This is a genomic window from Cellvibrio sp. GW822-FHT04B05 (assembly GCF_058800985.1).
Genome location: NZ_JBXAMU010000001.1, coordinates 763,852 through 790,778, shown reverse-complemented (window position 1 = coordinate 790,778; position 26,927 = coordinate 763,852). Strand labels below are relative to the sequence as shown.

General features: G+C 49.5%; 18 protein-coding genes. 13 read left to right on the top strand and 5 right to left on the bottom strand.

The window, feature by feature from the left end; genetic code table 11:
- Positions 1 to 200: 200 nt before the first annotated feature.
- Positions 201 to 2,501 (top strand): hypothetical protein, encoded by a 2,301-nt coding sequence (locus AC1RJL_RS03185; protein WP_492911300.1) that lies wholly within the window; start codon positions 201 to 203, stop codon positions 2,499 to 2,501.
- Between the two features lie 86 nt (positions 2,502 to 2,587).
- On the opposite strand, the gene tilS is transcribed toward AC1RJL_RS03185, so the two are convergent.
- The gene (gene tilS, locus AC1RJL_RS03180; RefSeq protein WP_492911299.1) at positions 2,588 to 3,853 is read right to left on the bottom strand and encodes a tRNA lysidine(34) synthetase TilS; all 1,266 of its coding nucleotides are present in this window, start codon (positions 3,851 to 3,853) and stop codon (positions 2,588 to 2,590) included.
- A 142-nt stretch (positions 3,854 to 3,995) separates the two neighbouring features.
- Between tilS and AC1RJL_RS03175 the strand changes: the two genes are divergently transcribed.
- Positions 3,996 to 5,867, top strand: a complete 1,872-nt coding sequence (locus AC1RJL_RS03175) for a S9 family peptidase (protein ID WP_492911298.1) — start codon at positions 3,996 to 3,998, stop codon at positions 5,865 to 5,867.
- Positions 5,867 to 6,379 (top strand): transcription elongation factor GreB, encoded by a 513-nt coding sequence (gene greB / locus AC1RJL_RS03170; RefSeq protein ID WP_492911297.1) that lies wholly within the window; start codon positions 5,867 to 5,869, stop codon positions 6,377 to 6,379. Before AC1RJL_RS03175 ends, greB begins: the two co-directional genes overlap by 1 nt.
- 42 nt (positions 6,380 to 6,421) lie before the next feature.
- Here greB and AC1RJL_RS03165 read toward each other — a convergent pair whose 3' ends face one another.
- The 4 genes from AC1RJL_RS03165 to AC1RJL_RS03150 are packed head-to-tail and all read right to left on the bottom strand — an operon-like array spanning position 6,422 to position 12,591.
- A complete protein-coding gene (locus AC1RJL_RS03165) occupies positions 6,422 to 7,621 on the bottom strand; it encodes a hybrid sensor histidine kinase/response regulator (protein WP_492911296.1) in 1,200 nt (399 codons plus the stop codon).
- Positions 7,621 to 8,262 carry a chemotaxis protein CheB gene (locus AC1RJL_RS03160; protein ID WP_492911295.1) on the bottom strand — a complete coding sequence of 214 codons (642 nt, stop codon included), beginning with the start codon at positions 8,260 to 8,262 and terminating at the stop codon, positions 7,621 to 7,623. Before AC1RJL_RS03160 ends, AC1RJL_RS03165 begins: the two co-directional genes overlap by 1 nt.
- Before the next feature lie 11 nt (positions 8,263 to 8,273).
- Positions 8,274 to 9,095: a CheR family methyltransferase gene (locus AC1RJL_RS03155; RefSeq protein ID WP_492911294.1), complete on the bottom strand. Its 822-nt coding sequence runs from the start codon at positions 9,093 to 9,095 to the stop codon at positions 8,274 to 8,276.
- A gap of 13 nt (positions 9,096 to 9,108) precedes the next feature.
- The gene (locus AC1RJL_RS03150) at positions 9,109 to 12,591 is read right to left on the bottom strand and encodes a response regulator (RefSeq protein ID WP_492911293.1); all 3,483 of its coding nucleotides are present in this window, start codon (positions 12,589 to 12,591) and stop codon (positions 9,109 to 9,111) included.
- Between the two features lie 387 nt (positions 12,592 to 12,978).
- Between AC1RJL_RS03150 and metG the strand changes: the two genes are divergently transcribed.
- The 10 genes from metG (at position 12,979) to AC1RJL_RS03100 (ending at position 26,807) form a co-directional block, all read left to right on the top strand.
- A complete protein-coding gene (metG, locus tag AC1RJL_RS03145; protein ID WP_492911292.1) occupies positions 12,979 to 15,018 on the top strand; it encodes a methionine--tRNA ligase in 2,040 nt (679 codons plus the stop codon).
- A 241-nt stretch (positions 15,019 to 15,259) separates the two neighbouring features.
- Entirely contained in the window at positions 15,260 to 15,850 is a 591-nt protein-coding gene (rsxA, locus tag AC1RJL_RS03140) for an electron transport complex subunit RsxA (RefSeq protein WP_492911764.1), read from the top strand.
- 18 nt (positions 15,851 to 15,868) lie between these two features.
- Positions 15,869 to 16,531, top strand: a complete 663-nt coding sequence (gene rsxB / locus AC1RJL_RS03135) for an electron transport complex subunit RsxB (RefSeq protein ID WP_492911291.1) — start codon at positions 15,869 to 15,871, stop codon at positions 16,529 to 16,531.
- Between the two features lie 49 nt (positions 16,532 to 16,580).
- Positions 16,581 to 18,779 carry an electron transport complex subunit RsxC gene (rsxC, locus tag AC1RJL_RS03130; RefSeq protein ID WP_492911290.1) on the top strand — a complete coding sequence of 733 codons (2,199 nt, stop codon included), beginning with the start codon at positions 16,581 to 16,583 and terminating at the stop codon, positions 18,777 to 18,779.
- Positions 18,780 to 18,783: 4 nt separating this feature from the next.
- Entirely contained in the window at positions 18,784 to 19,872 is a 1,089-nt protein-coding gene (gene rsxD, locus AC1RJL_RS03125; protein WP_492911289.1) for an electron transport complex subunit RsxD, read from the top strand.
- Positions 19,872 to 20,534 carry an electron transport complex subunit RsxG gene (gene rsxG, locus AC1RJL_RS03120; RefSeq protein ID WP_492911288.1) on the top strand — a complete coding sequence of 221 codons (663 nt, stop codon included), beginning with the start codon at positions 19,872 to 19,874 and terminating at the stop codon, positions 20,532 to 20,534. Before rsxD ends, rsxG begins: the two co-directional genes overlap by 1 nt.
- 22 nt (positions 20,535 to 20,556) lie before the next feature.
- Positions 20,557 to 21,276, top strand: coding sequence for an electron transport complex subunit E (locus tag AC1RJL_RS03115; RefSeq protein ID WP_492911287.1), 720 nt, complete (start codon positions 20,557 to 20,559; stop codon positions 21,274 to 21,276).
- A 56-nt stretch (positions 21,277 to 21,332) separates the two neighbouring features.
- Positions 21,333 to 22,190 (top strand): mechanosensitive ion channel family protein, encoded by an 858-nt coding sequence (locus AC1RJL_RS03110; RefSeq protein WP_492911286.1) that lies wholly within the window; start codon positions 21,333 to 21,335, stop codon positions 22,188 to 22,190.
- Between the two features lie 192 nt (positions 22,191 to 22,382).
- On the top strand, positions 22,383 to 23,102 hold the full coding sequence (locus tag AC1RJL_RS03105; protein WP_492911285.1) for a proteasome-type protease: 720 nt from the start codon (positions 22,383 to 22,385) through the stop codon (positions 23,100 to 23,102).
- A 294-nt stretch (positions 23,103 to 23,396) separates the two neighbouring features.
- Positions 23,397 to 26,807: a transglutaminase family protein gene (locus AC1RJL_RS03100; protein ID WP_492911284.1), complete on the top strand. Its 3,411-nt coding sequence runs from the start codon at positions 23,397 to 23,399 to the stop codon at positions 26,805 to 26,807.
- The last annotated feature ends 120 nt before the right edge of the window (positions 26,808 to 26,927 follow it).

Sequence of the window (26,927 nt, the reverse complement as noted above, 5' to 3'; positions counted from 1 at the left end):
ACTTCCCTTCGTTATTTCTACTAAATTGGCCACTCTGTCCTGAATTACTGAACCAATCCCGTCCTTTGGCGGTCTTTAGGCCACCTCGATATACGCGAGCACACAGCATTTGAACCCTAATATTGCTGGCGATTTGATTGACACCAAGCGCCGCGACACACAGAATCACCGACCAGTTTTAAACCTCAGGAACCTGCTGAATGAATATTGATCGTTTATCACCGCTGCTAAAGCGCACCACCCTGCTCCTTTCGCTCTTGGGAGGGGTATTCCTGTTAACCGCCTGCGGTGGCGGTGGCGACAAAAAATCCTCGGCAAGTTCTTCGTCTGTTAGCTCATCCTTGCGCAGCAGTTTTGCCGCTGCTTCAGTGCCTGCTAATGGCTCGGGCATTTGGCCCAGTGTAAAAGTAGAAGCACAGAATCCGAAAGTCCTGACATTCCAGTGGAGCGCAGTCGAAGGGGCGACTTCTTACAAGTTATTCAAACACGATGCAGCAACCGGTGGCGTTGTTCAAGTCGGTGACGACCTGACGACGACCCAGGCAACCGATGAGATCGGCGTTCATGTTCACGACTGGGTGAACAACTATTATTACGTCGATGCCTGTAATTCCGGTGGATGCCAGAGATCGAACCTGACTTTTACCGCTACCGAAATGATTAAGGCGATTGGCTATATCAAAGCGTCCAATACCGAGGCGAATGACTTTTTCGGCTGGAGTGTTGCCCTGTCTGCTGATGGCCAAACCCTCGCGGTGGGTGCGCCGGCAGAAGACAGCAAAGCAACCGGCGCAAATGGTGACCAAGCGAACAACGATAGTGTCAACTCGGGCGCTGTTTATGTCTTTATTAAAGAGAATGGGATTTGGAAACAACAGGCTTACTTGAAAGCGTCAAATACCGAACAACCCAATCTCAATACGAGCCGCATGTTGCCGAATGATAGATTTGGCTACAAGGTTGCCCTTTCCGACGATGGTAATACCCTTGCTGTATCCGCATTGCTGGAAGATAGCCCGTCTTATGGCATCAACTGTAACCAAAATAATTATGAAGCCACCAGTTATGCATCCGTAGCCTCATCTTTAGCCTCATCGGATCCATCAGGTGCTTTCATTTACGCGGTTAATTACAACGTCGGTGCTGTGTATGTATTCAGCCGAACTGATGCTGAATGGACCCAGGATGCTTACATCAAACCACGCTATTCACTCGCGCATCTGTCTGTTGAAGAAGGCTTACGTTTCGGCGAGACCCTGGCATTGTCTGGCGACGGTAAAACTCTGGCAGTAGGAACCACCAGCGATCAGTTGACCTTTGCAGGCAATATTAATTTTCATAACAGCAGCTTGAGTAGCAACACTTCCAGTGTAGCGGCGTGTCTTGAGTTTTATCCATCCAGTTCTTCAAGCGTTAGCAGTACTAGTAGCTCAAGCAGTTCCAGAAGTTCAAGCAGCTCCAGTGTCAGCTCACGATATACAGGCGGAATAAACTCAGGTGCAGTCTATATATTTGTGAATACAGAGGATCTTGGGTGGCAGGAAGAATCCTTGCTCAAAGCATCAAACGCCGAGCCGTATGATGCTTTTGGCGCGAGTATTGCGCTGTCACAAGATGGCAATACCGCTGCTGTGGGTGCATTGGGTGAAGACAGCAACGCCACGGGTGTTAATGGTGATCAAGCCAATAACACTTGCTATTACTTGAACAATACCGGCTATGTGATCGAACCTGAATGTAAAGAAGCGGTGAAATACGCTACTCGCGGACAAATTGCTAACGGTGCGGTTTATGTATTTAAACGTGCAAACCGTATTTGGGATCAGGAAGCCTATTTGAAACCATCAAGTACTTTCCTTAACACTATGTTTGGCAAGAGCGTAGGTTTATCCGCTAACGGTAATACGCTTGCTATCGGTGCACCTGGCGATGCAAGTAAAACCACAGGTATTAATGGCGATACCACCCAGTCGATTGACCATTACAACACTGGCGCCGCTTATATATTTGACCGTACCGGAACGACCTGGTCACACCAAGCGTATATTAAACCTTCGACATTAACTCTCATTCGCAACGCTGATGGCACAACTGCTGGTGGCGGCGAATTTGGTGGTGATGTGAGCTTGTCATCGGATGGCAATACTCTGGCCGTTGGCTCCTTCCGTGAAGCAAGCAACGCTAAGGGTATTAATGGTGACCAAGGTGATACCAGCCTTGCACGTGCCGGTGCCGTGTTTGTATTCAAGCGCGACAATACCCTATGGACCCAACAGAGTTATGTAAAAGCCAGCAACACTGATAGAGACGACCGTTTCGGCCTGAATGTCGCTATCTCGGGCGATGGCAAAACCATGGCGGTTGGTGCACATCGCGAATCAGGTCGTGGTTACGCAGCGGCTTCCAGTGGTGCAAGCACCAGTTCATCCGCCAGCAGTACTGGTGTGTTGGATCAAAACGATAACTCGGCTGAAGCCGCCGGCGCGGTCTATCTCTTCTAATCCGAAGTTGATCTAAAAAAAACGGGATGCCATTGCATCCCGTTTTTTTGCCCGTTATTTTTCAGGCAGCGATTGTGTTGGATATTTTATTGCCAGATTAATCGGTACCCGGCTTCATCTTCAGCAGCAACAAAATCAGCGCACACCCATAAATCCCCCACTGCGGCCAAGCTCTCACCATTGAAGACCAGCGGCACTTTATCGCGCAGCCACGGCTCCAGTGCGTACTCCTGCAATAATTTTTTTAATGTTTGCGAGTGTGCACGACCTGCAGGTTTACAGCGCTCTCCGCCTTCGCGATAACGAATTTGCACAGCAGGCAAATTCGCTTTCAAGCGCGGTTTTGCATCGCGTTCGACCAACTCGAATTGCAATGTCATTTCTGGTAACTGCACCGGTAAAATATATAGACGCTGTTGATAGACCCGCAGTGATACATTACCCCAATTCACTTGCGCTTGGGCATCATCACGCCCATGTAACAGTTGCTGCTCAATTTGTTGCCAATGTAATTGCTCGGGCATGGTGTGATTGAGCAGGCGCAACCAATAACGCAGCAGGTTTTGCTGACGAACAGTCGATAATGTGAGAACAGTATTCAGGTCAATACTTTGACCGATACGCTCAATTAACGGTGCTGCACGCAATAGATCCTCGTGGGCAATCTCTTCCATCAATGACTCTTGTTGCGCACACAGATCAGCGGTTTGCTGCCATTTACGCTGGAATTCCGGCCAGCGATTTTGCAGTAGCGGCATCACTTGATTGCGCAAAAAATTGCGATCGTAATTATCATCGCAATTGCTTTCATCATCGACCCAGGTGAGCTGATGCGTGTGAGCATATTCTTCCAATTGCGCGCGCGTGAAATGCAGCAGCGGCCTCACCAAAAAACCGGAACCCAACGCGCGTATTACCGTCATTGCCGCCAAACCGCGCGGACCTGTGCCGCGCATTAAACGCAGCAATAACGTCTCCGCTTGATCATTTGCGTGATGGGCAGTGAGCAATACATCATGCGGTGCGAGATTTTTTTCGAACACACGATAACGCGCTACACGCGCTGCATCTTCAATACCTTTACCGGTATTTTCTATGCGTACTTTTTCACTGTGAAATGGAATCGAATAACGCGCGCAAAAGTCGGCGCATTGTACTTGCCATACATCGGCGCTGGGTGAAATTTGGTGATTGATATGCAGCGCACGTAAATGCACCGGTAAATGCAATTGTGCCAGCGCATGCAACAGCACGGTCGAATCCAGGCCGCCACTAAAACCCACCCACCAGATAGCACCTGATGATGGAATCGGCGGCAGATAAATGCGTAGTTGTTCTGAGGAAAAAGCCATAACAACAGCTACCATAAGTAAATCCGGTTGATGGGTGCATTAAAGCCGAAACGCGGACAAATAAAAACCCTGCCTTGCCCTTGCTTCGCGATGAGAGGCAAAATACCTCACTCTTTGTATTTACCATTGATTATCTGACACTATGACCAGCATTCCCTATGGCCACTGGCCATCGCCGATTACCACCGAACTGCTCACCTCCCAAGGTGTACGCATCAGCGAGCCACAAGCAGTGGGCGACCGCCTTTATTGGCTGGAATCGCGCCCGCAAGAAAAAGGTCGCAATGCATTGGTTTGCGAATCAAAAGGTGTGCGTAGCGATTTACTGCCCGCGCCACACAGCATTCGCACACGTGCCCATGAATACGGTGGAGCCTGCTACCTCGCAACAGTGCATGCCATTTTTTATGTACTGGATAATGATCAACGCATTTATCGTGTTGATCCCGCACAGACAGAAACCCGGGTATTAACACCGGAAGGACATTATCGCTACGCTGACTTTTGTTACGACGCTGCGCGCGAACGATTGATCGCTGTACGTGAAGACGGTACAAAAGATGCGCATCACCCGGTGAGTAATATTATTGCACTGGATTTAATCAGCGGTGCGACAGAAATTCTCGCACAAGGTGCCGATTTCTATTCCAATCCACGTTTATCACCCAACGGAAATCAACTCAGCTTCTTGCGCTGGAATCACCCGTACATGCCTTGGGATGGAACTGAATGTGTGGTCGCTGAATTAAATCAACAAGGTGAAATTACTAACAGTACGGTGATTGCGGGCGGAGAACAGGAATCTATTTTTCAACCGCAGTGGTCAACAGCCGGTGAATTGTTTTTTGTATCCGATCGCAGCAACTGGTGGAATATTTATCGCTGGGATGGCACTACAAACCATGTGGTTTATAGCGCGCCGGCAGAATTCGCCACGCCGCAATGGGTGTTCGGCATGAGTTGCTACGGATTTTTATCGCACGATGAAATCCTGTGCTGCTTTAGCCAGCAAGGCTTTTGGCAACCGGGCTTAATCAATACCAGCAGCGGAACATTAACTGCTATTGCATCTGACTTCCGCGATATCTCCAGCATTCACTGCCATAACGGTGAGGGCTATTTTATTGCTGCGAGCAATGATCAGGGCGCACAACTCTGGCACTATACCGATGGAAAAATTGCCCCACTAACCAGCAGTGCGCAAGCAATCAATACCCATTTTATTGCAGCACCACAAGCACTGGAATTTCCCACACGCGATGGAGAAAGCGCACACGGATTTTTTTATGCGCCCACCAATCCCGATATTGAACAACCGTTCGAACAATTACCGCCACTGCTGGTAATGTGTCACGGCGGCCCGACAGGGGCAACCGAAAGTTCACTCAATTTTAAAATCCAATTCTGGACCAGCCGCGGCTTCGCAGTATTGGACGTAAATTATCGCGGCAGCACCGGCTATGGGCGGCGATATCGCGACCGCTTAAAAAATAATTGGGGCATTACCGATGTGATTGATGTATGCAGCGGTGTCGATTATTTAATAACGCAAGGTTTGGTCGATAAAAATAAAGTCGCCATTCGCGGCTCCAGCGCCGGTGGTTATACCGTACTTGCCGCCCTTACGTTTAGCGATAGTTTTAAGGCAGGTGCAAGCTTATACGGCATTGGCGATCTGGAAGCGCTTGCACGCGACACGCACAAATTTGAAGCGCATTACCTGGATTCCTTAGTCGGCGAATATCCCGCGCAACAAGCAGTTTATCATCAGCGTTCACCAATTCATCACATTGAGCGGCTGAATTGCCCGGTGATTTTTTTGCAGGGTTTACAAGATAAAGTCGTGCCGCCAGCCCAGGCCGAGGCCATGGTCGGTGCATTACAGAAAAAAGGCATTATGACCAAATACATTACCTTCGAAGAAGAGGGACACGGATTTCGCCAGGCACAGAACATTCAGCGCGCGCTGATTGAAGAATTGGAATTTTATTTAACCGTATTTGGAGATAACTGATGGGCCGTTGGCGTCCTCCCGGTGAAAAAGGTTCGGCCTACATTACCGCGGCTGGATTTAAACGCATGAAAGATGAAGTTACGCAACTGTGGAAAATTGAGCGGCCACAGGTAACGCATGTTGTGCATGAAGCAGCTAAAAATGGTGATCGCAGCGAAAACGGCGATTATATTTACGGTAAACGTCGCCTGCGTGAAATCGATTCGCGTGTGCGCTTTTTATCAAAACGAATGGAAGCAGTTACCGTAGTAGACCGCTTACCCGAAGACCAAAGCAAAATATTTTTCGGCGCATGGGTGACACTGGAAGATGATGATGGTAATGAAACCACCTACCAAATTGTCGGCCCCGATGAATTTGATGTAGCCAAACAGAAGCTCAGCATGGATGCGCCTTTAGCGCGCGCGATGATGGGAAAACGAATTGACGATGAAATTGTGTTAAAAAAGCCGGAAGGTGAAGAGTTTTTTTATATCGTTAAAATTGAATACAAACCCTATGATGAACCCTGATGGAAGCTATCGGCAATGGATACCTGACATAACCGGAGATAACTACATGTTACCGCTCTCGACTTGACGCAGGTTGGCCATATCCACAGAAGCCAATGGTAAACACAGTGTGAAGCGCGAGCCTTCACCCGGCTTGCTGCTAACACTGAGACTTCCACCATGTGCCTCTGCTAATTGCCGGGCAATGTAAAGCCCCATGCCCAGCCCCTCCCTCACTTTATTATTTCCCAATCGTTCGAATTTTTCGAAAATACGCTGCTGCTCATTGGCAGCGATTCCGTTGCCCTGGTCTTGTACATAAATTTCTACTGCACCATCAATAACATTGAGCCCTATAGCGACTGGCTTGCCATCACCATAACGTAGCGCGTTGGTAATCAGGTTGATAATAATTTGCTCAACACGAAAATCATCCCAGCTGCCGTAGACATCATCGATAACATCGAGGTTAAAACTACTTCCTGCAGCTGCAGCTTGCGGAGTAAAGTCATCCACAACACGCATAACCAATTGCGATAGGTTAATTTTTTCCGGCCTGATGGAAAGATTGCCGGTATTAACACGGGAGACATCGACCATATCGTTTATCAACCGCACCATGCTGTTGATCTGCCGGGTATCGCGCTCCACCATGGAATGAAGACGTTCTTTATTAAATACGGTGAGGTCACCGCGCTGCAATTGCAGCTGCCGTACTTGCGATTCAATATGCAATGTGTTTAGCGGGGTACGCAATTCATGAGCGACGAGGGAAATAAAATCGTCACGCATTTTCAAGGCGCGCTCCAATTCCGCTTGGGTCGCATGCAATTGCCGCTGGCTTTTTTCCAGCGCTTCAACTTGCTGTTTGACTTGCGTACGCTGTTGATGAAGCGAAACAAATACATTCACTTTGCTTTTAACAGCAGCAATGTCTAATGGTTTATGCAGGAAATCTACTGCGCCGGTTTCGTAGCCTTTAAACGCGTAATTGAGTTCTCTCCCACCAGCGCTGACAAACACAATGGGAATATGGCGAGTTTTTTCCGTACCGCGCATTAATTCGGCCAACTCAAAACCATTCATGTCCGGCATCATGACATCGAGAATAGCCAAGGCGAAATCGTGTTCAAGTAATAACGCCAGTGCAGCATCACCGGATGATGCCTGATATATTTCCCGGTCTTCTTGCTCAATAATTTTGGCAAGCGCTTGCAAATTTTCCGGCAGATCGTCGACGATCAGCAGCTTGGTACTTTGCATCAACATTGCTCCAATTTGAAAATCAGCTTTTGGATTTCCTGCAAAGGAAAAACAAAATCCGGAGTAAATATATTAAGCGCCGATTTCGGCATCACAGCGATCTCAGCTTCGGTTGGATCTTGTATCACCGTCAACCCACCCACCTCATGAATCCTCGCCATGCCTTCAGCACCATCCTGATTTGCACCAGTCAATAGAATACCAGCAAGCGATGCACCATAAGCATCAGCAGCGGATGACATCAGGATATCGATAGACGGCCGTGAGTAATGAATGGGTTCTTCGCAACTGACCGAGAAACTCCGGTCGCGCTCAATCGACAAATGATATCCCGGCCCGGCAAAGTATACCCGCCCTGCCACGATTCGATCCTTATCTTCCGCTATCATCACTTTTATTGCCATATGATGCTGGAAAACGTCGGCCAGACGGGTTTCGCGCGCCTCGGGCATATGCACCACAATAATAATCGGCACTTGAAAATGCGCTGGAAGCTTGCCAAGCAAACTCAGTAAGGCTTTTATGCCACCCGCCGAAGTCCCAATAACAATGGCTTCAATTTTACGGTTTGCTATTTTTGCTTCCAGGTTTTCACTGGCGAATTTATTTTCCGACGATTGAGTATTTTCCACGTTCGTCATAGGCCTGCACCTTAACGTTTGCGATAAATACGCTGTGCCTTTACCAGCGGCTCGAATGAATTGGCATGACCGGAAAAATCGATACTTTCCTTACTGCCAAGCCCTAAAAATCCACGGTGGCACAATGATTCGTGAAATAAACCCAGTGCGCGCTCCTGCAACGCATGATTAAAATAAATCATTACATTGCGGCAACAGACTAATTGCGTTTCAGAAAATACACTGTCCGTTGCCAAACTGTGATCTGCAAAGCTGACATTTTCGCACAGGGTCCGATCAAATAATGCGCCGTCATAAGCGGCAGTGTAATAATCAGAAAATGCATGCTTACCGCCCGCTGCTTGATAATTAGCGGTGTAATTGCGCACGCGCTCAAGCGAAAAAATTCCTTTCTTTGCCTTTTCCAGTGAGTGCGGATTGATATCGGTAGCGTAAATAATACTGCGCTCCAACAGCCCTTCTTCTTTCAGTAAAATTGCCATGGAATACAGTTCTTCACCGGTACTACAACCCGCAATCCAGATCTTCAACGAAGGATAGGTTTTAAGGAAGGGAATCACTTGTTCGCGCAAGGCGAGAAAGTAATCCGGATCGCGAAACATTTCCGTCGTTGGTATCGTCAGATACTGCAACAATTCCATAAATGTATCAGGATCATGCAATACCTTTGCCTGTAATTCTGAAATAGATTCACAACGCAGCTGACGCAACGCATATGCAATGCGGCGCTTTTGTGACGCGCCGGCATAATCACGAAAATCATAACTGTATTTGAGGTAAATAGCCTCAATCAACAACTTCAGTTCAATCTCGACACTGGTAGGGTTACTCATCAAATACATTCCATCATATACGTTCCAGAGTCGGCATCCATACGCGCAGCAACGAATAGAGACGGTCAATATCAATCGGCTTGGCAAGATAATCCGATGCACCTGCTTTAATGCATTGCTCCTGGTCGTCTTTCATCGCCTTGGCAGTAATGGCAATAATAGGTAATTTCTGGAAGCGTCCATCAGCACGAATGCGACGTGTTGCCTCAAGTCCATCCATCACCGGCATCATCACATCCATCAATACCATATCGATATCGGCAACATCATTAAGTTTTTCAAGTGCTTCGACACCATTGCGCGCGATTTCAACCAATGCACCTTTTTGTTCGAGCGCACCAGTGAGCGCAAAAATATTACGCATGTCATCGTCCACCAACAAAATACGACGACCTTCCAACGCGCGGTCGCGACTGCGCACCGTTTTTAACATATTTTGCCGCTCACTGGATAAGGCGGATTCAACCTTATGAAGGAAGAGCGTGACTTCATCCAGCAAGCGCTCCGGTGAGCGGGCACCTTTAATAATGATCGAGCGCGAATATTTCAGCAGCTCACTTTCTTCTGCCCGGGTGAGATTGCGCCCGGTATACACAATGACCGGTGGGAAGCAGCAAATATCTTCGGTAGACATGCGCTGCAACAATTCATGACCCTGCATATCCGGTAATTTAAGATCGATAATCATGCAATCAAAAATCGTAGTGCGCAGCAAATCAATGGCCTCTTCACCCGTTTCAACCGCAGTGATATCGATATCTTCGTCACCAATCAACTGCACCACACTCGAACGTTGTAGCGCATCATCTTCCACCAGCAGTACACGTTTTACTTTTTGTGTGAGTTTATCTTCAAGCTTGGTGAAGACTTCTTTCAATCGATCGCGCGTTGCCGGTTTAACAGCGTAACCCACCGCCCCCATCTGCATGGCGGCTTCACTGCGATCAGTAGCCGATACAATGTGGACAGGAATATGGCGCGTGAGTGGATTGGCTTTCAGTTTTTGCAACACATTCATACCCGATGAATCGGGTAAACCAATATCCAGCAAGATCGCATCCGGAATGACATCTGTCGCAATCTGCAATCCTTCTGCGGCAGTATCTGCCACCAGGCAGCGATATTGCAGCTCATGGGCCAGTTCATAAAGAATGTGTGCAAAATCCACATCATCTTCAATGACCAATACCGAGCGACTTGCAAGCATGGTTTTATCGCGATCATCATCAAAAAAGCGTTGCGCAGTGACAACTTCAAATGGTTTGGATTCTTGCGACGCCGAAGTGGTAGCCCCTGAAGATAATGAAGTAAAGCCAGGTGCTTTTTCCGGTGTTTCATTTTCTATTGCTATTGCCGGCAATTCCAATGGAAGCACCAGGGTGAAAATACTGCCTTTGCCAGGGGTACTTTCTACTTTAATACTTCCGCCGAGCAAACTGGCAAGATCACGTGAAATCGAAAGCCCCAATCCTGTACCGCCATAACGGCGGCTAATACTGCCATCAGCTTGCTGGAAAGCTTCAAATATCAGCGACTGCTGTTCCTGCGCAATTCCAATTCCGGTGTCACTAACAGCAAAGGCAACACCACCGTTGGCTGCAGGGAAAATACGGACACTGATTTGGCCTTGTTCGGTAAATTTGATCGCATTGGACAACAGGTTTTTAATAATCTGCTCCAGGCGCTGGTGATCGGTAAAAATCGATTTTGGTGTATCTGCATCGATTTGCACGTCAAATTGCAATTGCTTTTGGGTTACTAATGGCTCAAATACCAGGCGCAGGGATTCGATCAGTCGCTGTAAAGGAATGTGTTCAGGAGCCAACTCCAATTTACCGGCTTCGACTTTGGAGATATCCAGAATATCGTTAATAAGATTCAGCAAATCATTGCCCGCAGAATAGATGCTATTTGCAAACTGGATTTGCTCAGGGTTGAGATTGCCTTTGGCATTTTCAGCCAGCAGCTTGGCAAGAATCATGGAACTATTCAGCGGTGTGCGCAGTTCGTGCGACATATTTGCGAGGAATTCAGATTTATATTTGCTCGCGCGTTGCAAATCCACTGCGCGCTCTTCCAATTCAGCTTGAACAGTATTGAGTGCAATATTTTTCTGATCCAGTATCAGTGCCTGATCCAATAATTTTTCGTTAGTTTGTTCAAGTTCGGCTTTTTGATTTTCCAACAGCGCCTGAGACTCCTCCAATATGCGCGATTGCTCTTCGAGTTCTTCGTTAGCAGTGCGCAACTCTTCTTGCTGCACTTGTAATTCTTCATTGAGCTGCTGGGTTTCTTCCAATGTATCTTGCAGACGGCGGCGGTTGATCGCCATCTCAAGTGAATTGCCAATACTGGGTGCAACCAGTTTCAGGAAATCGATATCGCGCGCAGCAGGCGGATGCAGGAAGCCCAATTCAATCGCACCGTTGGCTTTACCATCATGTTCCACTGGCACAATGACCAGATAGCGTGGTTGCGAATCACCGAGACCGGAATTAATTTTAACGTAGCCAGCAGGCACATCTTTTAATTCAATCACGCGTTTAGACAAGAGCGCCTGCTCTACCAGACTATCGCCAGCCTCTAATATTTGATCAGCTGCTTCATACTCTTTGCGCAGACCGTAACTTGCAATGCGTTTTATTCCCTGGGTGCCCGCATGACGCGAATAAAAAGCCGCCGCCGAGGCACCAAGGTAATTTACGATGAAATCCAGAATCGCCTGACCTAATGCCGGCTTTGATATCTGGCCAATGCTTTGTTCGGCCAAACGTGCCTGACCTGCGCGCTGCCAGTTTTGCTGCTCGAGAATTTGCGCGTGTTGCTGGCGCTCTTCCAACGATTCGTTATAGGTATTGGAGAGATTGACCAAGGCACGACGACCAAGGAAGCTGAGCAGGCCAGTTACAAGCGCCATTATCACCAAATAACCGATGATTGAGACGGTAGTTACCCAGCGGGCATTGTCCCGGCGCTCAATCAGTAAGCGGCTTTCCATGTCCTGAAAGTCAGCCAGCTCGCGGCGAATATCATTGAATTCCTGTTGTCCGCGGCTACTCACCAAAGCGGCGTAATCACCATTGTTGCGACGCAGCATAATAATATTTTCGGCGTAGCTCACCCACTCGGCATGCATGGCTTCAAGGCGGTTGAGGCGATCTATCTGTATGGGGTTGTCACTTACCTTCTCGCGCAACATTGCCAATTCAGCTTTGATTTTCGGACGCGCAGTGCGATAGGAACCAAGGAAGGCTTCTTCACCAGTGATAAGAAATCCGCGCAGGCTCGTCTGCATATCCACCATCAAGCGTGTGATTTCGTTGGATTTTCCAATCACTGACTCAGTGTGCTCCACCCAGCGCAACGCAGAGAGCAGAAACAGGATCAATATAATGAAAGCCGCTGCATTAATAAGCCCGAACACCAACGGGAAAATAATATTGCGCGCGAGAATCTGACGAAATGTACTTTGATCAAGAGAAGATGAAAGAGCCATTATTGTTCCGTTGGTATTGTAGTTATCACGATCATCCAAAACGGTGTTTTGAACCCATGGGTGCCTTTCAATAGCAGAAGTCGCGCCAAGGTGTTTTTATAACGTTTGGAGGGCAAAAACCAGCAGTAATTCCGGATTGTCACAGCATAGCGATATAAGAACAATACTTTTTGTATAGATAGTGACCCGCGCGCCCTGTCGTCAAAATTGCAAATTTAACAATTTTGCAAATTTGACAAAAAATCTGTATTTGCCCCCGCCTGATATATACCTGATCATATTTGCCGCCTGAATCCGGCCCGGAAAAATGCTATAGTGCGCCGCCTTTTTGTGGCCTGGTTATCCCGTCCGGCCTACATGCTTCCCGAATTCAGCAGGTTTTGATCCATGACCCAAACACCACGCCCAATTCCTCATCGTAAAATACTCGTCACCAGTGCCTTACCCTACGCCAATGGTTCGATTCACCTCGGCCATTTAGTGGAATATATCCAGACCGATATCTGGGTACGTTTCCAAAAAATGCGTGGTATGGATTGCACCTATGTGTGTGCGGATGATGCGCACGGCACAGCGATCATGCTGAAGGCCGAGCAGCTTGGTCATACGGCGGAGCAACAAATCGCCAATGTAAAAGCCGAGCATGAAGCTGACTTTGCTGCCTTTAATATCGCGTTCGATAATTATCATTCGACCCACAGCGAGGAAAACCGCGAGCTTTCCAACATGATTTACGGCCGCCTGAAAGCCAACGGCCATATAGCAACGCGCAACATTACCCAAGCGTACGATCCGGAAAAACAATTGTTCCTCGCCGACCGTTACATCAAAGGCACTTGCCCGAAATGTAAAACCGACGACCAATATGGCGATAACTGCGAAAAATGCGGCGCGACTTACTCGCCGATGGATCTGATCAACCCGAAATCGGCCATCTCCGGCGCTACGCCGGTTGCCAAGGATTCCGAGCATTTCTTTTTTACCCTGCCGGAGTTCTCCGACTTCCTCAAAGGCTGGACCCGCGCCGGTCATTTGCAGGATGAAGTCGCCAACAAAATGGCCGAGTGGCTGGATGCAGGCTTGCAAGCCTGGGATATATCCCGCGATGCGCCCTACTTTGGTTTTGAAATTCCCGGTGAGCCGGGCAAGTATTTTTACGTTTGGCTGGATGCGCCTATCGGCTATATCGCCAGCTTGAAGAATTTACTGGATAAAACTGGCGGTGACTGGGAAGAATATTGGAAACCGGATTCGACTGCCGAGGTGTATCACTTTATCGGTAAGGACATCGTGAATTTCCATGCGCTCTTCTGGCCAGCGATGTTGCACTCTGCCAATTTGCGCACCCCCACCAAAATTTGCGTACATGGATTCCTGACCGTTAACGGTACCAAGATGAGTAAATCGCGCGGCACCTTTATCAATGCGCGCACTTATCTCAATCACCTGAACCCGGAATATCTGCGCTATTACTTCGCGGCAAAATTGACCAGCGCGGTGGACGATATCGATTTGAATCTGGAAGATTTTATCCAGCGCGTAAATTCAGATCTGGTCGGCAAGGTAGTGAATATCGCCAGCCGCACCGCGAAATTTATCAACAACGCCGGCGGCGTTCTGGCAAATGACATTGCCGATAAAGCCCTGTGGCAACAATTTGTGGATGGTGGTGAAACTATCGCCAACTATTACGAAAGCCGCGACTACAGCAAAGCCATGCGCGAAATTATGGCGCTGGCCGATGCCGCCAACGAATATATCGCTACGCAAGAGCCATGGAAGTTGGCGAAGCAACCGGGCGCTGAAGCGCAGACACAAGCGGTGTGTACACTCGGCATCAATATGTTTCGCGCCTTGCTGACTTACTTAAAACCGGTATTGCCGGCACTGACTGCCGATGCCGAAGCCTTTTTGGGCGAAACCCTGAACTGGAATGGGCCGGTGAGTTTCCGCGCGGGCGAGAAAATCAACGAATTCAAACCGCTGTTAACGCGAATCGAAAAAGACAAAGTCGATGCGATGATCGAAGCGGGTAAAGAAGCGCTGGCAACGACAGTGCCCACAGCAGAAGAACAAACATCTGATGTTGAACCTATCGCAGCGGAAATCGACTTTAACGATTTCGCCAAAGTGGATTTGCGTGTTGCACTTATCGCCAACGCCGAGCATGTGGAAGGTTCCGATAAACTGCTGCGCCTGACCCTGGACCTGGGCGGCGAAACGCGCAACGTTTTCTCCGGAATCAAAAGCGCGTACAAACCCGAAGATCTGGTCGGCAAGCTTACAATCCTCGTTGCGAACCTCAAGCCGCGCAAAATGAAATTCGGTATGAGCGAAGGTATGGTGCTGGCGGCGGGCCCCGGCGATAAAGAAATTTATTTGTTAGAGCCAAACAATGGTGCCAAGCCGGGTCAGCGGGTGATGTAAATCCGTGATTTTGGGGTTCACTCCTTCCCGTAGGTTGGTGGTGAGGAACGAACCCCAACATGACCATCGACCCGCACAAACCGAAAACCCGATCTGCGCGATTGTGATTTAAACTAACAATGTGCGCTTAATGATTACAAATGTTGCGGTTCGCAAGCTCAGGCTACGCGCCCCGCCGCAACCGACGAATGATCATGCACCACACCCAAAACAACCCTGTTTCTTCCCGGCAGAACACTTTATGACGTTCAGCGAATTGACCATCATTTTGCTCAGTACCGTGCTGGTGAATAACTTTTTACTGGCACAGTTCCTTGGCCTCTGCCCGTTTATGGGCGTGTCCAATAAACTCGAAAGTGCCATCGGCATGGCCGGGGCGACTACGTTTGTGATGACACTCGCCTCCATCTGCACCTATCTGGTGGACACTTGGATACTCGCGCCGCTCGACCTGCAATTCCTGCGTACCATCTCGTTTATTCTGGTGATCGCTGCGGTCGTGCAATTTGTGAAAATGTTTATGGAGAAGACCAGCCCGCTGCTCTACCGCGTGTTGGGTGTCTTCTTGCCGCTGATTACGGTGAACTGCGCAGTGCTGGGTGTGGCCCTGCTCAATACCCAAAAGGCGCACAATTTCTTTGAGTCCACCCTCTATGGTTTTGGCGGCGCATTGGGTTTCTCCATGGTGCTGGTACTTTTCTCGGCGATGCGCGAACGCTTGGCCGTGGCCGATGTACCTGTACCCTTTAAAGGTGCTGCCATCGGTATGATCACCGCCGGTTTGATGGCGCTGGCCTTTATGGGTTTTGGCGGGCTGGTCAGCCTGCAATAACCGGCATTTGGCATTCCTATGATCGAGTTAATCCTCCACAGCCCCATCGTTACCGCTTTGCTTGCCCTCGGCGGACTCTCGGCTGCGTTCGGCGCGGTGCTGGGTTTTGCGGCGGTGAAATACAAAGTGGAAGGCAATCCGATTGTCGAACGTATTGATGCCCTCTTACCGCAAACACAATGCGGCCAATGCGGCCATCCCGGTTGCCGTCCCTACGCGCAAGCCATCATAGATGGGGAAGCAATCAATAAATGCCCGCCTGGCGGCCAAGCTACCATCAATGCGTTAGCGGATTTGCTTGATGTCCCCGCGCCCAATCTGGATGAAGAACACGGCGAACATTCCGCGGTGAGAAAGGTAGCCTTTATCCGCGAGGATGAATGTATCGGCTGCACCAAGTGCATCCAGGCATGTCCGATGGATGCGATCCTCGGGGCCGCCAAATATATGCATACTGTAATCGCGGATGAATGCACCGGCTGCGACCTTTGCATCGAGCCATGCCCGGTAGATTGCATCGATATGATTCCCGTGGAAACCGACTTGCAGACCTGGCAATGGAGCCTTCCCGCCACTAACCAGAATCCGGTTTTCCACGCAGTCGCCAATTTGATCGCCTCTGATGTGAGGCCAGGCCAGACCCGCGCAACAAGCGGACAGGATGGCAACAAAGCAGCCTGACAATCGCAATACCGTGTAACAGACGACGTGTAATGAGACGCCCGTATAAATGACCAGCCAGATCAACCTGTGGGAACTGCCCGGCGGCATTCATCTGCCCGAGCACAAAGCACAATCCCTGCAATTGCCCTTGGGCGAATTACCCTTGCCGCCGGTATTGGTAATTCCGCTCAACCAACATATGGGCACGCCGGCAGCACCAGTGGTGCGAGCGGGCGAGCGGGTTCTGGCCGGGCAATTGATCGGTGCAGCGGACGGGACTTTTAGTGCGAATATCCATGCCTCGACATCCGGAACAGTAATCGCGATAGAAAGTCGTGCGATTGCGCATCCGTCAGGCATCCACGGTAAATCGGTAGTTATCGAGCCGGATGGCAAACACGAGTGGATCACCCTCACAGCCTGCGAGAACTACCGCAGTCTTGACCGGCTGGATTTGCTCGATAAAATCCGCGCCGCTGGTGTCGCCGGTTTGGGTGGAGCAGGCTTCCCCACTGCGGTAAAGCTCGCGCCCAACTCTACCCAGGTCATCGACACCCTGATCATCAACGGTGCGGAGTGTGAGCCTTACATCACCGCCGACGATATATTGATGCAAATGCGCACGCAGGAGGTGATCGCCGGCACCTTGCTGCTCAGCCACATTTTGCATCATCCGGAAAAATTGCTGATTGGGGTTGAAGACAACAAACCCAAGGCCATTGCCGCACTCAAAGCAGCCGTTATCGAAGCGATTAAAACCGACAGCGAAGCAGCAAAAATCCAGGTTGTGGTAATCCCGACCAAATACCCTTCCGGTGGCGCCAAACAATTAATCCAGATCCTTACCGGTCGCGAAGTCCCGAGCGGGCATCACTCAGCCGATGCAGGTGTTATCAACATCAACGTCGGCACAGTGGTGGCGGCCTGGCGCGCGGTGCGTTTTGGCGAGCCGCTAATTTCCCGCATTACCACCGTAGTCGGCGAAGCGTTGAATACGCAGCGCAATATTGATGCACTGCTCGGCACGCCTATTAGCTATGTACTGGCGCAACACGGCTTCGATGCCAGCCGCGCCTCACGCATTGTTATGGGAGGGCCGATGATGGGCTTTACCCTTCTCGATCTGGATGCGCCGGTCAGCAAAACCACCAACTGTATTCTCGCGCCCGGCAAACAGGAGTTACCCGCACCGCAACCGGCGCAAGCCTGTATTCGCTGCGGATTGTGTTCCGAGGTCTGCCCCGTTCACCTGTTACCGCAACAATTATTCTGGTATGCACAGGCGAAGGATTTTGATCGCCTGGAGGCGCACAACCTGTTCGATTGCATCGAATGCGGCGCTTGCTCTTACGTCTGCCCCAGCACTATTCCGCTGGTGCAATATTATCGCGCTGCAAAAGGCAGTATTCATTTACATGAATTGGAAAAAGAAAAATCGGACCGCTCGCGCCAGCGATTTGAATTCCGCCAGAGCCGCATCGCCAAAGAAGAAGCCGAGAAAGAGGCCAAGCGTGTAGCGCGTCAAAAAGCCGCGGAAGAAGTGAAACAAAAACTCGCGGAAAAAGCCGCGAGTATTGCAGTAGCAAAAACGGATATCGCAACGACTGACGCCGCGCCACATGTGACCGGCACGGATGTAATCAGCGCCGCCGCCAGAGCGGCAATTACGCCGCAAATTACACCGGCTGAACAAAAAGCAAAATTGCAGCGTATTCTTGCAGCGGCAAAAAATAATCTGGAATTTAACCAGAAACCTTTGATACCGAATAAAACCAATCCGGTAATCAGCGATGAACAATTAGTAAAACAGCAAGTGCGTATCAAACAGGCAGAAATGAAAGTCGCCGAGGCAGAAAAAAAACTCGCCGATTTTATTGCTACTATGGGTGACGATGCAGCAACCGAAACAATCTCCGCCCCTTCGCCAGCAGCTATGCAAACAATCGATGCAAACGATCCTATTGCTGCATCAATCACACGCGCACAAGCTACATTAGCCATGTCACCGGCCGATAAACCTGCTGCACCAGCAAAAGTTGAACAGACCGCTGCACAAATTGCCATCGCAAAGGCGAAAGCCAAAGCGGCTGCCAAGGCAACCATGAGCGATGAAGAAAAACACACACAACAAATTCAGGCAATGCAATCGCGCTTACAAAAAGCGCGCGAACGATTGGAAAAAGCCGAAACAGAAAATGATCCGAATATTGACGCCTTCCGCCTCGGAGTGACCAAGCTGGAAGAACGACTCAACGAGATGAGCTAACCCGATGGCGTTATTGAATATCACCTCGCCTCACACCCACGGTGCCAATCGCACCGGCCGCCTGATGCGGTTGGTGGTGTACGCGACCTTTCCCGGTATCGCCGCGCTGAGCTATTTTTTCGGAATCGGCATCATCATTAATGTGCTTTTCGCCAGCCTCGCGTGTATCGCATTTGAAGCGCTGGTGATGAAACTGCGCAAGCGCCCGATTTTATTTTATCTGCGCGATTGCAGCGCACTGGTGACCGGTGTGTTGATCGGTGTTTCGCTGCCGCCCTATTGCCCTTGGTGGTTGGTAGTGAGCGCGGCGTTTGTGGCCATTGTGCTCGCCAAACAATTGTACGGCGGTATGGGATTTAATCCGTTTAATCCAGCGATGGTTGCTTACGTTTTGCTACTCATTTCATTTCCGATCGAAATGACACAATGGGCAACTCCGCTGCCACTGTTGGCCGATGGACAAGCCCTGCCCAGTCTCGTCGCCGCATTGGATAAAATCTTTTTCGGCACTGCGTTTCCCGGCATAGTAGACGGCTACAGCTCAGCTACCGTGCTCGACATCATGAAACAAAATCCGGGGCTGACGCTTGATGATCTCTATCAACAGCAACCGGTATTTAGCGAGGGGCGCTGGGCCGGCGCTGCGTGGGAGTGGGTGAATATCGGTTTCCTGATCGGCGGGATTTATTTACTCTACAAAAAAGTATTTACCTGGCATGCGCCGGTTTCGATGCTGTTGGCACTAACGGTGATGGCCACCTTTTTTTACGATAGCGGCAGCTCCAATTCCGGCGGTTCACCAATATTCCATTTGCTCTCGGGCGCCACTATGCTCGGTGCATTTTTTATTGTGACTGACCCGGTGACCTCGGCGGTGAGCAATCGCGGACGCATTATTTACGGCGCGCTTATCGGTGTGCTGATCTATGTGATTCGCGCTTGGGGCACGAGTTATCCCGACGGTGTTGGCTTTGCCGTTTTATTATTAAATTTTGCCGCACCATTTATCGATTACTACACCACGCCGCGCACCTACGGCCACAAAAAACCGCGCCGCGCGACTGATTCAAACAAACGCGATGGAGGTCATTAATGCTCGGCCAATCCATTAGGCAATCGATTAGTAAGAACAGCTTGGTGCTCACTGTATTTGCGCTGGTGACAGCGGGCGCGCTCGCGCTCACCAATCTCGGCACACAAGATCGCATCGCTGATGCTGAACGCGCAGCGCAACAGCGCGCGCTGTTTGAAATTATTCCGCCGGGCAATCACGATAACGATCTGCTTAACGATACTATCGATGTGCCGCCAACCGCGCTGGCAACTTTGGGGTTAACCAACGGCAAAATCCATCGCGCCCGCCACAACGGTGAAATCTCCGCGTTGATAGTTCCCGCGATGACGCACGACGGTTACTCCGGTGATATCAGTATGATCGTCGGTGTAAACCGCGATGGCACAGTTGCCGGTGTACGCATTTTGCTGCACAAAGAAACACCCGGCCTGGGCGATAAAATCGAATTGAAAAAACACCAATGGATTTTGGATTTTAATGGCAAGAGCTTGCAAGTTCCGGTCATCGAAGAATGGAAAGTAAAAAAAGACGGCGGACTATTTGACCAATTTGCCGGCGCTACTATTACGCCGCGCGCCGTAGTCGGTCAGGTAAAACGTGCACTGGAATTTGTCGCCGCCAATCAGCAAACCTTGTTTAATGATCAGCAAGACATCAATCAGCAAACAATTAATGAATAACAGCCAACCACAGGTGAACACCATGAGTGATGGCGTCAATTACAAAGAGATTACCGAAAAAGGTTTGTGGAGCAATAACGCCGCTTTGGTGCAAGTACTCGGTCTCTGCCCGTTACTTGCGGTGAGTTCCACCGTTGTCAACGCGCTGGGTTTGGGGCTCGCCACTTTGCTCGTACTTACCACCACCAATTCAACGGTATCGCTTATCCGCCATTACGTGAGCGATGCCGTGCGCCTGCCCGCATTTGTGATGATTATCGCCTCAGCAGTTACCTGCATTGAATTGTTGATGAAAGCATTCACTTACGAGCTGTACCAAATCCTCGGTTTATTTATTCCGCTTATCGTTACCAACTGCGCGGTACTCGGCCGTGCCGATGCCTTCGCCAGCAAAAACAAACTCCTGCCTTCAGCGGTTGATGGTTTTATGATGGGCATGGGTTTTCTGTTGGTATTGGTAAGTGTGGGTGCAGTGCGCGAACTGCTCGGTACCGGCCATTTATTTACCGATATGCAATTGCTGTTTGGCGAATCGGCGCGCAGCTGGCAACTCAATGTCTTTGGCGATACTTTTCCCAATGTGATTTTTGCGCTTCTGCCACCCGGTGCATTTATTGTGGTGGGATTTTTAATTGCCGGCAAAAACCTGATCGATACGCGCCTGAAACAGCGCGCTGAAGCGCAAAAAGCCGATATCATAAAAGGTAGCAAACGTGTGCGCACTACTGGTAGTGTTGCCTGATCGCCATCTAAACATCATTATTGCCCAATAATTTCCAGCATTTTAAGAGAAGTACTATGTTTAATATCGATGTAGATAAAGCCGAAGCACTTGCGTTTTACAGCAAATATATTGCGCCCTGGAGTGTAAAAATCATGGTTGCGCTGCTGATTTTTTTAATCGGCCAACTGGTAGCAAAATTGATTGCGCGGGTGTTAGGCAAAGTGCTTAGCCACACCAAACTGGATAATATCCTGGTGGGCTTTATCCAATCGCTGGTCAACGCATTGCTAATGGTATTTGTGATTGTTGCGGCACTGGATCAATTGGGCGTTAACACCAATTCGGTTATCGCCGTATTGGGTGCGGCCGGTTTGGCGATTGGTTTGGCATTGCAAGGCTCGCTGCAAAATTTCGCCGCCGGTTTTATGTTGCTGATTTTCCGCCCCTTCAAAGCGGGCGATTTTGTAGAGGCGGCAGGCACATCTGGCATTATCGAAAAAATCGGTATTTTCTCCACCACGATGCACACGGGCGATAATAAAGAAGTCATCATCCCGAACGGTTCAATTTACAGCGGTAATATTATCAATTACTCCAAACGTCCTACCCGTCGTATCGACATGATTTTCAGCATTGGCTATAGCGATGATATACGTCTGGCGCGCGATGTCATCGCCCGTATTATCAGCGAAGAGCCGCGCGTTTTACCGCAACCGGAACCACTGATTGCCGTAGGTGAATTGGGTGCAAGCAGCGTCAATTTTTTTGTGCGTCCCTGGGTTAAAACCGATGAATACTGGGCGGTAAAATTCGACCTGACCGAAAAAATCAAACTGGCATTTGATGACAATGGCATCACCATTCCCTTCCCGCAAATGGATATCCACTGGACCAAATCGCCTGCGCAAGAATCCACACTAACATCCAAGTAATAGCTCCTCACATTTATCAATAACTGCTAACCATTAACGTCTATCACCCACGGGCGGCACTGTATACCGCCCGTTTGCGTCCATATTGGGTGTGAATTAGAACTCTTTGTTTAATGCGCCAACTTAGCCTTGACGCATCCCCGCCCTGCTCTTAACCTAAGCGCCCTTTTTTTACCCTGAGTTCTGGTTGTTATGACCTACTGCGTTGCGATCAAAGTCGATGCGGGCGTTGTGTTTTGCTCCGATTCCCGCACCAATGCCGGTGTTGACCAAGTCAGCACCTACAGCAAGATGTACCATTTCGGCATTAAAGGTGATCGCCAGTTGGTGATTACGTCTGCCGGAAATCTTGCTACCACTCAATCTGTGATCGCGAAAATTCGCAAGGACATCAAAGACGGCGCCGATGTGAGCCTCGCCACCCTCGATAGCATCCACGATGCAGCCGACTACGTGGGCGAAGTCAGTGTCGCTATTCAGGAAAAACACGCGCACAGCAATTCCAATGTGAGCTTTGAAGCCAGCTTCCTGCTTGGCGGCCAAATCGGGCTGGAAACACCGGCCGTGATGTTGATTTACCCGCAGGGTAATCACATCACCGCCTCCGACCAAACACCTTATCTACAGATTGGCGAGAGCAAATACGGCAAACCAATACTGGATCGTATCCTCAAACCTGAAACCGGTCTGGACACGGCTGCCCTTTGTGCACTGGTTTCCATGGATTCGACCATGAAATCCAACCTCACCGTCGGCCCGCCAATCGAACTCATGACGTATGCCACTGATAGCAGCTTGATGGAACACACAGTGTTTGCGGCTGACAACGAATACCTGCGCGAACTGACCAAATCCTGGGACCGCTTAATCGTTGAAGCCTTTTTGCAGTTGCCCGCACCACCGCAAAACTGATGTAACCCAACGCTATGTAAATAAAAGCGCCAGTATCGATCAGGATACTGGCGCTTTTTATTTGGGTCAGCATTGTTGTTGATAAGCGCATTTTGTTTGCCCGGGCACTTATGGTGCAGATATTGCCTTAGCAATAACAGCCGTCGAATGGGTGAGCCAAGTGGCAGAGGGCAGCACGTGTAATAGCGTCATAACCATCGCGGATGATAATAGCTTGCCCTTTTTCCAGCCTGGTGCACACTTAAATGCACCAGCATGATCCATAAACCGCACGATGCAGGAAGGAATTAACTTATGGCTATCCGCGTTGCCATTCATCACAAGACCCATTATGAATTTGATCGCCTGACCTCACTCTTCCCTCACGTATTGCGTTTACGCCCGGCACCGCACAGCCGCACTAAAATTCACAGCTATTCACTCAAGATCGAACCCGCTGACCATTTTATTAATTGGCAACAAGATCCCTTCGGCAATTTTCAAGCGCGCCTGGTTTTTCCTGAGCCAACCAAATCATTATCGATTGAGGTCGAAGTCGTTGCCGATATGACGTCTATTAACCCCTTCGATTTTTTTGTCGAAGATTACGCACAACACATTCCGTTTGAATACGATGAACAATTGCAACGCGAATTAATTCCCTATCTCGAAGTAAGTGAAAGCGGTGCGCAATTGATGGCGATTGTCGATAAAATCAAAGCGGATATCCGCCATCGCCAGGTGAGTGAAACACCTTGGGCCGTCAATGATTTTATGGTGAGTATCAACCAACTGGTGCAAGAAGCGATTGGCTATGGCGTGCGCCTGGAACCCGGCATCCAAACCTGTGAAGAAACGCTCACGCTCGCCAAAGGTTCCTGCCGCGATAGTGCGTGGCTACTGGTACAAATTTTCCGCCATTTAGGTTATGCCGCGCGTTTTGCATCGGGCTATCTAGTGCAACTCACTTCCGATATCAAAGCGCTCGATGGCCCGAGCGGTCCTGAAAAAGATTTCACCGATTTACATGCCTGGACCGAAATTTATATTCCCGGTGCTGGCTGGATTGGTCTTGATCCCACCTCCGGCCTGCTCGCCACCGAAGGCCATATTCCCCTCGCCTGCACACCCGATCCGATTTCCGCTGCACCTATCACCGGCGCCACCAGCAAATGCGAAGTAGAATTTTCGTACAGCAATGAAGTATTTCGTATCCTCGAAGATCCGCGTGTTACCAAACCTTATACCGAAGAACAATGGGCAACGATCAATGCACTCGGTGCGGCGGTTGATAAAGAATTAGCCGAACAAGATGTGCGTTTAACCACTGGCGGTGAACCGACGTTTGTTTCCATCGACGATATGGAATCAGAGCAGTGGAATACGGGCGCACTCGGCGCTGATAAATTGCGTCTCGCGAAAGATTTATTACTGCGCATGCGTGCAACCTTTGCACCCAATGGTTTGCTGCATTACGGCCAGGGCAAATGGTATCCCGGTGAAGAAGTGCCGCGCTGGGCGCTCGGTTGTTTCTGGCGCACCGATGGTGAGGCGCTGTGGCGAAATCCGAATTTACTCGCACGCGCGGATAAAAATTACAATCTCAATCATATCGATGCAAAAAAATTTGCTGAAACCCTGTGCGATAAAATCCGTGTTAACAGCGAGCATTTAATTCCCGCTTATGAAGATGTGCTCTACTACCTTTGGGCGGAACAAAAATTACCACCGGATATCAACCCTCTTAAAGCGGACTTGAAAGATGATCTGGAACGCCGCCGCATCGCTAAATTATTAACGCGTGGATTGAATACTGAAACGGGTTATGTTTTGCCGATTGAATGGAACTACAATCAAAACGACAACCAAAACGACAGCAACCAAAGTTGGCTAACCGGTCGCTGGAAATTGCGCAATGACCAATTGATGTTAATTCCCGGTGATTCACCTTTGGGATTGCGTTTACCGCTGGGTTCACTTGAATTTCCCAAACACGATTACGAGCGTTACCAACCGGAAAATGATCCATTGGCAACGCGCGAACCGCTCGCAACAAGCGGGCAGGCAAGCACATCTGCTAGCAGCGTAAATAGCAGCGCGCAAAAAATTACCGAACAAAAAGCGGCATCAACTAGCCCAAATTATAGTGAAGCTGGTTATGTTATCCGCACGGCATTGTGTTTTGAAGCGCGCGATGGTCGCTTGCATTTATTTTTACCTCCGCTGACTTATCTCGAACATTACGTTGCGTTAATTGAAGCCATTGAAGATACCGCCGCCGCATTAAATATGCCGGTGGTATTGGAAGGTTATGAACCGCCCAAAGATTATCGCCTGAAGAAATTTTTAATTACTCCTGATCCAGGTGTCATTGAAGTGAATATTCATCCGGTAGAAACCTGGGCCGATCTGGTGAACAACACCGAAGCACTTTATGAAGATGCGCGGCAATGCCGTTTGGGCACCGAAAAATTTATGCTCGACGGTCGCCACTCGGGAACCGGTGGTGGCAACCATGTGACCTTCGGTGGTTCAACACCGGCAAACAGTCCTTTCCTGCGTCGCCCTGATTTATTGCGCAGCCTCGTTACTTATTGGCAACATCATCCCGGCCTCTCGTATTTATTTTCCGGTTTATTTATTGGGCCGACCAGCCAATCGCCGCGTGTCGATGAAGGTCGCGATGAAATGCTGTACGAGTTGGAAATTGCCTTCAAACAAATGCCGGAAGGTATTGTCGACCAACCTTGGTTAGTCGACCGCTTGATGCGCAATTTATTGATCGATATCACCGGCAATACGCACCGCTCGGAATTTTGTATCGATAAATTATATTCGCCGGGTACTGCTAGCGGCCGTCAAGGTATTCTGGAATTCCGAGGCTTTGAAATGCCGCCGCATGCACGCATGTCACTGGTGCAAATTTTATTGCTGCGCAGTTTGATCAGTCGTTTCTGGAAAGAGCCCTACAAAAAACCATTAGTGCGCTGGGGCACGCTATTGCACGACAAATTTATGCTGCCGCATTACGTGTGGGAAGATCTGCGCGATGTGGTAACCGATTTAAATGAACACGGTTATCCATTCCAGCTTGAATGGCTCGCGGCATTTGAAGAATTCCGTTTCCCACATTATGGCCGTGTGCAGTTGGATGATATTGAAATCGAATTGCGCTGGGCAATTGAGCCCTGGCATGTATTGGGCGAAGAAGTCAGCAGCTTTGGTACATCGCGGTATGTGGATTCATCAGTTGAACGTTTGCAAGTAAAAGTCAGCGGTTTAACACCGGGGCGCTACGTGCTCGCGTGTAATGGTCGTCGCGTATGTTTAAATCCTACTGGCAAGCACGGCGAATTCGTCGGCGGTGTACGCTATCGCGCGTGGCAGCCTCCATCGGCATTGCATCCTACCATCGGCATTCATTCACCGTTAGTGTTTGATTTAATTGATACCTGGAACGGCAAAAGTATCGGAGGTTGTACCTATCATGTCAGCCACCCCGGTGGTCGCAGTTATGATCGCTTTCCGGTCAATGCCAACGAGGCGGAATCGCGCCGCGGCAATCGTTTCTTCGATATCAACCACACACCCGGTGCCTTGCCGATAACACCGGCCGGAAAAATATTGCGCGAGTTTTTTGAAAATAAACATCCACCAAGACCTATGGCGCCGCCGCCAGAAGAACCGGCCGATGAATACCCGCACACACTGGATCTACGTAAATAATTCTCGTTCGACATACCTTGTTCCCAGTTGTATCGGGAGCGAGAAGAACAAGAGCGATGAATGAAAAAACGCGAGCGTAATGAAAGCGGACAAGAATTGAGATATCCGTTATTACAGCAA

Bases quoted from the DNA above. Each gene is read 5' to 3' on its own strand.
- AC1RJL_RS03185 (WP_492911300.1), top strand. From the start codon at position 201: ATGAATATTGATCGTTTATCACCGCTGCTAAAGCGCACCACCCTGCTC.
- tilS (WP_492911299.1), bottom strand. From the start codon at position 3,853: ATGGCTTTTTCCTCAGAACAACTACGCATTTATCTGCCGCCGATTCCA.
- AC1RJL_RS03175 (WP_492911298.1), top strand. From the start codon at position 3,996: ATGACCAGCATTCCCTATGGCCACTGGCCATCGCCGATTACCACCGAA.
- greB (WP_492911297.1), top strand. From the start codon at position 5,867: ATGGGCCGTTGGCGTCCTCCCGGTGAAAAAGGTTCGGCCTACATTACC.
- AC1RJL_RS03165 (WP_492911296.1), bottom strand. From the start codon at position 7,621: ATGCAAAGTACCAAGCTGCTGATCGTCGACGATCTGCCGGAAAATTTG.
- AC1RJL_RS03160 (WP_492911295.1), bottom strand. From the start codon at position 8,262: ATGACGAACGTGGAAAATACTCAATCGTCGGAAAATAAATTCGCCAGT.
- AC1RJL_RS03155 (WP_492911294.1), bottom strand. From the start codon at position 9,095: ATGAGTAACCCTACCAGTGTCGAGATTGAACTGAAGTTGTTGATTGAG.
- AC1RJL_RS03150 (WP_492911293.1), bottom strand. From the start codon at position 12,591: ATGGCTCTTTCATCTTCTCTTGATCAAAGTACATTTCGTCAGATTCTC.
- metG (WP_492911292.1), top strand. From the start codon at position 12,979: ATGACCCAAACACCACGCCCAATTCCTCATCGTAAAATACTCGTCACC.
- rsxA (WP_492911764.1), top strand. From the start codon at position 15,260: ATGACGTTCAGCGAATTGACCATCATTTTGCTCAGTACCGTGCTGGTG.
- rsxB (WP_492911291.1), top strand. From the start codon at position 15,869: ATGATCGAGTTAATCCTCCACAGCCCCATCGTTACCGCTTTGCTTGCC.
- rsxC (WP_492911290.1), top strand. From the start codon at position 16,581: ATGACCAGCCAGATCAACCTGTGGGAACTGCCCGGCGGCATTCATCTG.
- rsxD (WP_492911289.1), top strand. From the start codon at position 18,784: ATGGCGTTATTGAATATCACCTCGCCTCACACCCACGGTGCCAATCGC.
- rsxG (WP_492911288.1), top strand. From the start codon at position 19,872: ATGCTCGGCCAATCCATTAGGCAATCGATTAGTAAGAACAGCTTGGTG.
- AC1RJL_RS03115 (WP_492911287.1), top strand. From the start codon at position 20,557: ATGAGTGATGGCGTCAATTACAAAGAGATTACCGAAAAAGGTTTGTGG.
- AC1RJL_RS03110 (WP_492911286.1), top strand. From the start codon at position 21,333: ATGTTTAATATCGATGTAGATAAAGCCGAAGCACTTGCGTTTTACAGC.
- AC1RJL_RS03105 (WP_492911285.1), top strand. From the start codon at position 22,383: ATGACCTACTGCGTTGCGATCAAAGTCGATGCGGGCGTTGTGTTTTGC.
- AC1RJL_RS03100 (WP_492911284.1), top strand. From the start codon at position 23,397: ATGGCTATCCGCGTTGCCATTCATCACAAGACCCATTATGAATTTGAT.